The following is a 9,477-nucleotide window of genomic DNA, read 5'->3' as shown; positions in this document are numbered from 1 at the left end:
CGCTGGTCATGGTGGAGACGCCTCAGCCAGACCCGGGCCCGCCTCAGCCACTACAAACGCCGAGGCCACACCCCATAACTGTGATTGCAGTACTAATAGAGTTCCCTCGTGAAGATCGAACATGAGGGCGGCGACGAGCTGTGGGACGAGTTCGTCAAGGAATTCGAGAAGAACAACGCCGTCCACGAGCCGAGCGCGTCTGAACGCGCCCGGTCGGGCAGGCCGAAGCGAGGGCAGGTGTCGCGGCGGCGGGTGCTGATGGGCTGCCTGATCGCGGTATTGGCGGTGGGCGCCGTGGGAACCTACCGGTTGTGGCCAGGACACGAGCAGCCGGCCACAGCCGCAATGGCCGGTGCCACGGCGAGCAGCACGGGATCGCCCCAGGCCCCGCAAGGTGCTACCGCCTCACCGGCCGCGCACTCCCTGCCTGGCACCTCCCCTTCGCCCACGCGCAGCGCGGCCGTCGCGCCCACGGCCGCAATACCGCTGAGCGTCTTCCCCGCGCAGGTGCAGGGCTTCACACGGGTCGCCGAGGTCGCCAACCCGAGCTGTACCGGCTCCGACACCGTCGCACCCACCCTCGCGGGCCTGATCACCCAGAGCCAGGGCTGCCTCGGCGTCGACCTGGCCATGTACAAGGACGGCGACGGCAACGAGTACAGCCTGAACGTGTTCACCATGAAGGACCCGCTGGACGCCTTCAACCTGGTCAACCGCCTCGGCATGAACCCGGGCGACTACGAAGTCGCCGTCCAACTCCCACCCAAGGATTCCGGTCTGCGGGCACTGCCCGCAGACAGCGGACTGGTACAGGCATTCGCGTTCACGGGTCCGGCGGCAATCGTCGGGATGGCCCAGTGGTCCGACGGGCGCAGCAGCGACTTCAACGCCCTGACGGACCGCCTGAAGCCGCTGCTGGACGCCGTCACGGACGCAGTGCCGCGCTCCTGATCGCCCGCATCCCGGCGAACGGCAAGCCCCTTTGCCAGAGCCAAACACCAGTTTCCCCACCTCCGAACTGCAGCCTCTCGCCCGGCACTTTCGACCCGAGCCGGTTCGAAGAGGTCGACGCCATGAACACGAAGACCTCGGAGTATCTGATCCCGGCCGTCAAGCGGCTGCCGGGGCTCATCCACTTCTACGCGGGCGTCTCGCCGGACGGGTCGATGATGCACGTCAGCGTCTGGGACTCCAGCGAGCATGCGGCGCAGTTGGACGACCTGAAGGAGATGCAGGTCGTCGCGCGCGGGGAGATGGAGGCGGTCGGCGTGACGTTCCATCCGAAGGCCACCTACCCCGTCAACTGGACCATCTGACCCGGTACGACAAGCCAGGATCGCTCTGCAGGCCGTCCTGGCGGGATCCGGTCGGACACTCGCCCGGCGGCCGGCCCCTTGATCAGCGAAGCGGCGTCGGATCGGCACGTGGAGCGTCTCGGGATGCGGCTCGCCGGAAAAGTCGAGGATCTCCTGGCACAACCCCTTCGGGTCGCCCGGACCGGGGTCCTGCAGTAGACGACCGGCCCATCGGATCCCGGGTCCCGGGGACCGGCGGAGGCACAAGCCGCTGGTGCAGCTCACGCCGGACCGCCTCGGACTCGGCCGCGACATCACACGCGGCGGCGGTCTTCCCCTGGAACTCGTTGTCCGGCCGGTACACCCTCGCGAACGGGTTCCCGCCGTCGCACAGCCTGCCCGGCTGCTTCGGCGAACCGGCCGGGCCGGCGCGGGCGGTGCGTGAGGGCCGAACGCGATCCCGGCCGGCGTCTGCCGGCCGACCTGCGCGCGCTCCGCCTGACCGCCGGTGGGCACGGCTCGGCCACTGCCCGGACCTGGCGACGTGCCCCGCGGTGGGCCGCCTTGCGTGCCCGGTCGTACCGCGGGTCAAAGCGGGCGGTGCCGTGACGGGCGGGTTGTGGCCCTTTGTGCTGTCAGTCGGAGTCGGTCTGGGCAATCCGGGGTGCGGCGGAGAGGGTGAAGGAGAGCAGGGCGGTCGCGGTGAAGTCGTCGGCGGACTCGACGGTCTGCCAGGCTCCCACGTGGTCCATGAAGCCGCCGCCGTGGCCGTCGAAGGCGGCGAAGGGGTTGTCCTGGTTGGCCGGGCACTTGCGCATGGTGGGGAAGGAGTTGAGGTCCTTGAGCTTGTCTGCCGCGTTGGGGCCGTTGACGACACCGCCGAGGAGGATGTCGCCGTCCCCGTTGAGGTCGCCGGCGAGGTTGGCGGCCTGGTGTTCGGGGCAGTGCGGGAAGGTGGTTCCGGCGCCGATGACGAAGGAGGAGCCCCACGCGTTGGCGCCCAGTGCCCAGTTGCGCTGCTGGGTGGCGAACGCGTCGTAGCGGGAGTCCCCGGTCACACGGTGGTACAGCCGGGCGGTGGCGGCCAGGCCGAAGGCGTGGGGCACGGAGTCGAAGTCGGTGTAGACGGCGCCGGCCCTGAAGGGGTCGCGGGCCGCGCGGGCGCTGCCGTCGTCGAGCTGGCGCTTGAGGTCGGCGGCGAGCTGCTCGTGTGTCACTTCGGTGCGGGTGGCGCCGTCGTCGAGCAGGCGGGCGAGGTCCGCGTGGGCGAGGGCGCTGACGTCGCCGAGCCCGAGGGTGCCGAGGCTGTCCGAGGTGACGTACTGCTTGGCCCAGTGTCCGGCCTGCTTGGTCCAGTCGGCAGTGCGCTTGTCATCCAGGGCCTTTCCGGCGAGGGCGAGCTCGGCGGCGCCGAATTCCATGTCGTCCTGCCAGGACGCCTCGGGGTAGAAGCCGTGGGGAAAGGCGGTGACCAGCTGGTCGGCCCGGGTGGTGTCGGCGAGGGCGTAGATGTGCGCGGCCTTCTGGAGTTCCTCGTGTGCCCGGTCGGGGTTCTCGGCGGCGTCCAGCTGGGCGGCCAGGGCGAAGGCGGCGGCGACGCGCCCCGCAAGGTTCGGGCTGATCGGCTTGCCGGGCGGTGCCGCGCGGAAGACCGGCCGGTGCTTGATCAGGTAGTCGGGGTCGCCGGGCTTGACGTCGAGGGCGTCGTCGGCCTCCGGCAGGCGCCACACATCGTGGTCGGACCTGGTCCTGCCGCTGCCGTCGTCGGTGTCGCCCTTGCCGAGTCCGACCTGGACGTAGAGGGTGCGCGACTCGTCGTCCCACATCTTGTCGAGCCAGTCCAGTCCGTGGCGTGCCTCGGCGGCCAGTTCCTTCCCTCCGAGAGGTGTGGTCCGCTGCGCGAGCAGAAGACTGGCGGTGGAGTAGGAGGCGGTGTGGGTGAACTTGAGGAAATCGCCGGCGTCGTTCCAGCCGCCCGAGACGTCGATCGGGCCCGCGACGCGTTTGAGGGGCGCGGTCAGCACCGTCTCGTCGTCAGCGTAGGCGGGGGTGTCGTAGACCGTGGCCTGGCGGTCCGCCAGGTGTGAGGGCCGGCGGCGCAGTTCCGTGGGGACCACGTCGGCGCCGTCGCGCTGGGCCTGGAAGAAGCGGACGTTGTCCCGGATGAGCTTGCCGAAGAGTTCGTCCGCCGCGGCGATGTGGAACGTCGGGGAAACGGCGGTGACGGGGCCGAACACCTCGACCCGGTAGTCGCCGGGCTCGGTCAGAGGGGACAGGTCCAGGGTGTGGACGGCCTTGTACTTGCTGTTCCAGCTTCCGGTGGAGGAGCCGACCTTGCCCTTCAGGACCTCCTTGCCGGAAGCGTCGCAAACCCGGAAGGACGCCTTGGACGCGGAGGCGGAGGCCATCAGGTAGGCCTGCTTGGCCTCGCCGGGTGTGTAGCCGACCTGGTCGACGCGCACCACCGCCGGCGGAGCGCCCGTAAGGAGGGAGTCCGCTCCCTGTGCGGACTGGACACAGTAGGCCGCGAGGACGGTAGCTGCCACGCCCGCGGCGGTCACGCCGATGACGCGCTTGCGAATCTTTGCCATGCCCGCAGACTGCCGGTGGGTTCATGAGGTGATCATGAGGTAGGCGCGGCGCCTCCCGACGCCGCCCGCACGAGTTCCTTCGCCGCTCTGCCGCCACGGCGGCAGCAGACGCGGCTCAGGCTCCTCGGCCAGGCCGTGAGCGCGGCGGGCGCGGGATTCGGACGGCCTCGGCGGTGCCCGACGGCCGGGCATAACACCCCAATCACGATCGCCCCGGCGTTCGTGCTCTTTTCGACCCACTAGGCTCGGCCGCCATGCGTGTACTTGTCCTCGAGGACGACCCCGAGCTCGGCCCGGTGATCACCCGCGGTCTGCGTGAGGCGGGCTTCGCCGTCGACTTCGCCACCGATCTCGCCGACGCCGATTTCAAGCTCGCGGTCAACACCTACGACTGCCTGGTCGCGGATCGCACTCTTCCCGACGGGGACGCGCTCACGCTCCTCTCCGCCCACCGCAAGGCGGGCTCCACCCTGCCAGTCCTGCTGCTCACCGCCCTCGATGCGGTCAGCGACCGCGTGGCCGGCTTCGAGCACGGCGCCGACGACTACCTCGTCAAGCCCTTCGCCTTCGCCGAGCTCAATGCCCGGGTCCGCGCCCTGTGTCGTCGCGGTCAGCCCGCGCGACTGCCCGAACTGCGAGTCGGCAGCCTGGAGCTCGACCTGCCACGCCGCAGGGTGCGGCGCGACGGTGTACTGCTCACCCTCACCGCGAAGGAGTTCTCGGTCCTGGAGGTCCTGATGCTCCGTTCCGGGGAGGTGGTCACCCGCACCGAGCTCATCGAACGCTGCTGGGACGAGCAGACCGAACCGCTCTCCAACGTGGTCGACGTCCTCATAGGACAGCTGCGCCGCAAACTGGGCCCGCCCGAGCTCATCCTGACCGTGCGCGGCGTCGGCTACCGGCTCGCCGACCCCGCCACGGACCTGTGATGCCGCCCGGTCCCGCAGTCGCACGCCTGCACCGCGTCCGGTGGGCGATGACCCTGCTCTTCGCCGCGACGACCGCCGTCTGCCTGCTGGTCCTCGCCGTCCTCGCCGTCCGCACCGACGCCCGCTCCCGGACGAACGATCTCGACAACGACGTCAGCCACCGGGCGGACGGCCTGGCCCGCACGCTGTACTACGACGGCGGCGTCCTGCACCTCGACGCGCTGTCGGACGACGACCTGGCCCGCAGCGCCGAAGTGCTCGGCGTCCTCCAAGCACCCGCCCAGGCCCGGCCGCAGATCCGCTACGCGCACACCTCCCCGGCCGCTCTGCCCGACCAGGCCGGGCTGGACGACATCTGGCAGCAGGTCCAGCACGATCAGGAGACCGTCCTGGTCAGCACCGAGGTCGACGGCCGGGAGATCCAGTGGGCCGCCGCCCCCGTGTGGGACAACGACAGGATCGGCGCCGCCGTGCTGGTCGGAGCCGACCCCGCCCGGAGTCGAACGGCCCACAACCGGCTCATCCACTGGCTGGCCCTGGGCTGCGCGGCCCTGGTGCTGGCCGCCGCCGCCGTGGGACACCTCCTGTCCGGACGGGCCATGCGACCCGCGCTGCGCGGACTCGAACAGCAGGAGCAGTTCCTGGCCGAGGCCGCGCACGAACTCCGCACCCCGCTAGCCACCCTGCGCCTGGTGGTCGAGAGCGGCAGCACCTCGCCCACCCGGGCACCCGCCGCCCTCGACGAAGCGGTCCGCCTCGTCGACCGCCTGGGCCGGCTGGTCACCGGGCTGCTGGCCCGGGCCCGGGTCGGGGCCGGCACCCAGGAAGTCGAGCTCACCTTGCTGCGGCTCGACCAGCTGGTCGAGCAGACCATCGAGGAACTGCCGGACAGCACCGGCGTCACGGTCACCACCGAGGCCGCCATCGTCAACGGCGACCCCGAACTGCTCGCCCAGGCGGTCCGCAACCTCGTGGAGAACGCGCTGCGGCACGGCGGCGGAACCCCGGTCGACGTGAGCGTCACCGCCGGCCGCATCGCCGTACGAGACCACGGCCCCGGCGTACCGGCCAAGGACCGTACACGGGTCTTCGAACGCCGCGTCACCGGAGCCGCGAGCACCGGCACCGGCACCGGCCTCGCCATCGTCCGCTGGGTCGCCGAACTCCACGGCGGCACCGCCCGGCTCTCCCCCGCTCCCGGCGGCGGCCTGCTGGCGGAGCTCCTACTGCCCCGGCACACCAGCGGCTGACACGGCCCAGCGCGGCAGCGAAAACACGTCCATCACGTCCGACAGGACGACGGCTTCCCACTCGGACCGGAACGGGCTTTCCAACGCCGCAGGGGCGCGGCGGCGGATGCTGCTGACGGGTGCGCGGGCCGGTGTGGTCCGCTGCCGAGCCGGCACCGGGCGAGCCGCCGGTGCACGGCCGTCCTATCGTGTTCGGAGGGGCAAGCATGCCGAGGAGCTGCCATGGCGACGGCGAAATGGTTCTTCGAGTCAGGTCACACTGCGGCGGAGTTCAGCGTCCGACACATGATGGTCACCTACGTACGCGGACAGTTCAAGAACGTACACGGCTTCCTGGTGGTCGACCCGGACGCCCCGGAGAAGGCCCAGGTCGGGGCGACGATCGACGCGACGCAGGTGTACACCGGGCAACCCGACCGCGACGCCCACCTGCGCAGCGCCGACTTCTTCGATGTCGAGCGCTATCCGACATGGACGTTCACCGGGTCTCGCATCCGCCAGGTGAGCGCGAACGACTTCGAGGTGACGGGCGACCTCGCCATTCGCGGAGTGACACGCTCCGTGACATTCGATGTGACGTATCTGGGACAGTGGGACACCCCGTGGTGGGAGGACGGCCGGAATCTCGGTCCACGGCGCCGGGCCGGATTCGTCGCCAGATCACGCATCAACCGCCACGACTTCGGCGTGAGTTGGAACGACGTGGTCGACCGGGGCGGTGTCGTCGTGGGCGACATGGTCGACGTCACGGTCGATGTCGAGGCAGTCCTCGAGCCCCCTGCGACGGCTGGCTGACACCCGCCACAGGCCGACCCGGTAGCGCGTGGCCCGACCTGGCGGCACGGACCGACCGGGGCCAGTGCAGGGGACCGTCTTCGAACGCGGCCCCGGGCCGTGCCAGAGGCGGCCCCGACTCCGCGGGCCGCACGAGCCCGCCGCCGAGACAACAGACCGGAGGTTCGCCGGTAGTGACCGTCGGTGCCGAGACCAGGTACCGCTTGCGGCACCGACCCGTCAGTCGCGGGCACGGAGGCTGGCCTCCTCGAGGTCGAGTTCGTGCTGGATCCGGCGCCGGGTGGCGTTGCTGATCATGTTTGCTTCGTAGAGGCGCTGGAGCTCGGCCGCCTCGATGCCGATGAGTGTTTGGCGTATCTCGCGGTAGGCGTCGGCGGGACGGGCGTCCGGGTCGCTGTAGTGGGAATCTTCCGCCTGGTGGATGCGCGCTTCCAGATGGCGACGAGCCTGTTTCAGGGCGGCCTCGGCGGCGGCGCCGAGTTCGGCGAGCTCATCCAGATCGCCGAGCTGTTTGAGCTCTTCGAGAGCGGTGTGGGCGATGTGCCGGCGGGTCCGGGCCTCCTCGCGGGCGGTGTGCTCCGGTTCCAGGGCGATGCCAGAGCGGCGGACGACAGGAACGAGGGTGAAGCCCTGGAAAACAACGGTGAGTGCGATGGTCCCGGTGGTGAGCGTGAGGATGAGCGCCCGGTGCGGCAGCGGTGCCCCTGTGTGGGTGACCAGGGGGATGGAGAGCGCGGCGGCCAGCGGCATGACGCCCCGGGTGCCCGCCCAGGACAGGACGGCCGGAACGCGCCAGGAGAGGCGGCTGTCGCCCTCCTTGTGCCGGTAGTGGATCAGGGCGGACAGCGGGAAGATCCACAGCAGGCGGATCGCCAGCACGGTGAGGGCGATCACCGGCACCCACAGCGGCCAGCCGTGCTCGTCGTGCGCGAGGTGCCGGACGGCGGAGGGGAGCTCGAGACCGATGAGGGCGAAGACGACGCTCTCCAGCAGGAACGTCACGGTGTCGTAGACGGCGTGGATCTGGAGACGGATGGGGGCGTTGCTGAGCTTGTGGCCGGTGCTGCCGAGGACCACCCCGGACACGATGACGGCGGTCACGCCGGAGGCGTGCGAGTCCTCCGCGATGACGTACGAGGCGTACGGAGTGACCAGTGCGATGACGGTCTCCAGCACGGGGTCCTCGGTCCGTCTGCGGATGAGCGTCACCACTGCGGCGACCGCCGCGCCGGTGAGGGCTCCTCCGCCCGCGAGGATCAGGAACTGCTCGACGGTCCCGGACACGGTGATGGCGCTGCCGGAAACCACGGTCGCCACGGCGACCTTGTACAGAACCAGCGACGTGGCGTCGTTGAACAGGCTTTCGGCCTGCACCATGACCTGCACGCGCGGTGGGAGGGACAGGCGCCGGCCGAGTGCGGTCACGGCCACGGGGTCGGTGCTGGCCAGGACGGCGCCGAGGATGAGCGCGGTCGCGCTGGTGAGCGGGGTGATCGCTCGGGCGACGTACCCGACGACGACGGCCGAGGCCAGGACCAGACCGAAGACCAGGCCGGTCACGGGCCGCCACACGCTGCGCAGGTCGCGGACGGAGATTTCCCCGGCCGAGGCGTAGAGCAGTGGCGGCAGCACCAGCACGCTGATCACGTGGGGCGGCAGGCGGATCTCGGGAACCCACGGTATGAGCCCGACGGCCAGACCGGCGATGACGAGGAGCGAGGGAGCGGGCAGGCTCCAGCGCCGGGCACCGGTCGCCACCGCCGTGGCCAGGACCACGAGCAGCAGGATGACGGTCAGGCCGGTCATGCAGCGTCCCCGGTGGGTTACGGCTTGTTACCCCCCTCTGACCAGGTGCTCTATCAACATAAACCGGATTACGGACGCCGGCCCGCCGCAGAACCGGCGAGACCGCCCGCACCGGGCCGGAACGGGGCCCGCAGGGTCCGGGGACGGACGGTCCGGGACTGGGCGGGACGCAGCCAGGAGGCCGGCCACGGCCCGGCCGCGGCCAACGACCCGTCAACGGCGGCCGGGTGAACCACGCGTCCGGAACGCGGCCATCCCGTCACTGACGGGGCACGGATCAGGGACACGAGTGTCCACCGGGAAGGGTTGTTCCATGAGCCGCGCACTGATCGTCGTCGACGTGCAAAAGGACTTCTGCGAGGGCGGCAGCGTCCCGGTCAAAGGCGGAGCCGACCGGGCCCACCTCACCGGCCACCCCGTCGTCCTCACCTGGGCTCCACCACGACGGCTCGGCGATCCGCAGGGGTCGCAGTGAAGTGCGGCCGGCGCTTCGCCGGGACCTGGTCGTCGTTGTGGATCGCGGCCCACGCCGTCCCCTCCGCCCCGGCCGTGCGGTGCGCCTCGTCGATCACCACGAGGTCCCACCACCGGCCCCGGGGCGTGGACGCGGGCCTGTGCTGTGTTGTCCGGGCGGCCGGGGAACAGTGCGAGGGCCCGTGTCCGCGCGGCTGCGCGGGCACGGGCCCTCGTGGGTCACCCCGATCCCCCTGTCCGACCCCCGGACAAGGGGAAGCCGAATGATCGGCTCAGTGAATGGTCGGCTCAGTACCAGTGGTGGGTCTGCCAGAACGCCCAGGCGGCGTTCGGGCTG

At 70.8% G+C, this 9,477-nt stretch carries 7 protein-coding genes and 1 pseudogene; 6 read left to right on the top strand and 2 right to left on the bottom strand.

The features are described from left to right. Positions 1-108 precede the first annotated feature (108 nt). Both ACWCXH_RS39165 and ACWCXH_RS39160 read left to right on the top strand, forming a co-directional pair. Positions 109-951, top strand: a complete 843-nt coding sequence (locus ACWCXH_RS39165; protein ID WP_449806292.1) for a hypothetical protein — start codon at positions 109-111, stop codon at positions 949-951. A 122-nt stretch (positions 952-1,073) separates the two neighbouring features. Next, the gene (locus ACWCXH_RS39160) at positions 1,074-1,316 is read left to right on the top strand and encodes a hypothetical protein (protein ID WP_449806291.1); all 243 of its coding nucleotides are present in this window, start codon (positions 1,074-1,076) and stop codon (positions 1,314-1,316) included. A 614-nt stretch (positions 1,317-1,930) separates the two neighbouring features. On the opposite strand, the gene ACWCXH_RS39155 is transcribed toward ACWCXH_RS39160, so the two are convergent. Continuing rightward, entirely contained in the window at positions 1,931-3,886 is a 1,956-nt protein-coding gene (locus ACWCXH_RS39155; protein WP_449806290.1) for a glycoside hydrolase family 9 protein, read from the bottom strand. A gap of 254 nt (positions 3,887-4,140) precedes the next feature. On the opposite strand from ACWCXH_RS39155, the gene ACWCXH_RS39150 reads away from it, so the two are divergent. The 3 genes from ACWCXH_RS39150 (at position 4,141) to ACWCXH_RS39140 (ending at position 6,860) form a co-directional block, all read left to right on the top strand. Next, complete coding sequence (locus tag ACWCXH_RS39150; RefSeq protein WP_449806289.1) at positions 4,141-4,815, top strand: winged helix-turn-helix domain-containing protein; 675 nt, start codon at positions 4,141-4,143, stop codon at positions 4,813-4,815. A 47-nt stretch (positions 4,816-4,862) separates the two neighbouring features. Next, positions 4,863-6,065 carry a sensor histidine kinase gene (locus tag ACWCXH_RS39145; protein ID WP_449806288.1) on the top strand — a complete coding sequence of 401 codons (1,203 nt, stop codon included), beginning with the start codon at positions 4,863-4,865 and terminating at the stop codon, positions 6,063-6,065. A gap of 222 nt (positions 6,066-6,287) precedes the next feature. After that, positions 6,288-6,860, top strand: a complete 573-nt coding sequence (locus ACWCXH_RS39140; RefSeq protein WP_449806287.1) for a YceI family protein — start codon at positions 6,288-6,290, stop codon at positions 6,858-6,860. A gap of 219 nt (positions 6,861-7,079) precedes the next feature. Here the strand turns inward: ACWCXH_RS39140 and ACWCXH_RS39135 are convergent, their stop codons facing one another. Next, entirely contained in the window at positions 7,080-8,666 is a 1,587-nt protein-coding gene (locus ACWCXH_RS39135) for a Na+/H+ antiporter (protein ID WP_449806286.1), read from the bottom strand. A gap of 313 nt (positions 8,667-8,979) precedes the next feature. Between ACWCXH_RS39135 and ACWCXH_RS39130 the strand changes: the two are divergent. Next, positions 8,980-9,057 (top strand): annotated as a pseudogene (locus tag ACWCXH_RS39130) (nicotinamidase); the annotation flags it as partial. Positions 9,058-9,477: the final 420 nt, after the last annotated feature.

Source organism: Kitasatospora sp. NPDC001660 (genome assembly GCF_053596725.1).
Note: the sequence above shows the minus strand (reverse complement) of the source record. Positions and strands in the feature narration are given on the sequence as shown.

What these genes read in the sequence shown, in the direction of transcription:
- ACWCXH_RS39160 (WP_449806291.1), top strand. Translation starts at nt 1,074, where the DNA reads ATGAACACGAAGACCTCGGAGTATCTGATCCCGGCCGTCAAGCGGCTG.
- ACWCXH_RS39155 (WP_449806290.1), bottom strand. Translation starts at nt 3,886, where the DNA reads ATGGCAAAGATTCGCAAGCGCGTCATCGGCGTGACCGCCGCGGGCGTG.
- ACWCXH_RS39150 (WP_449806289.1), top strand. Translation starts at nt 4,141, where the DNA reads ATGCGTGTACTTGTCCTCGAGGACGACCCCGAGCTCGGCCCGGTGATC.
- ACWCXH_RS39145 (WP_449806288.1), top strand. Translation starts at nt 4,863, where the DNA reads ATGACCCTGCTCTTCGCCGCGACGACCGCCGTCTGCCTGCTGGTCCTC.
- ACWCXH_RS39140 (WP_449806287.1), top strand. Translation starts at nt 6,288, where the DNA reads ATGGCGACGGCGAAATGGTTCTTCGAGTCAGGTCACACTGCGGCGGAG.
- ACWCXH_RS39135 (WP_449806286.1), bottom strand. Translation starts at nt 8,666, where the DNA reads ATGACCGGCCTGACCGTCATCCTGCTGCTCGTGGTCCTGGCCACGGCG.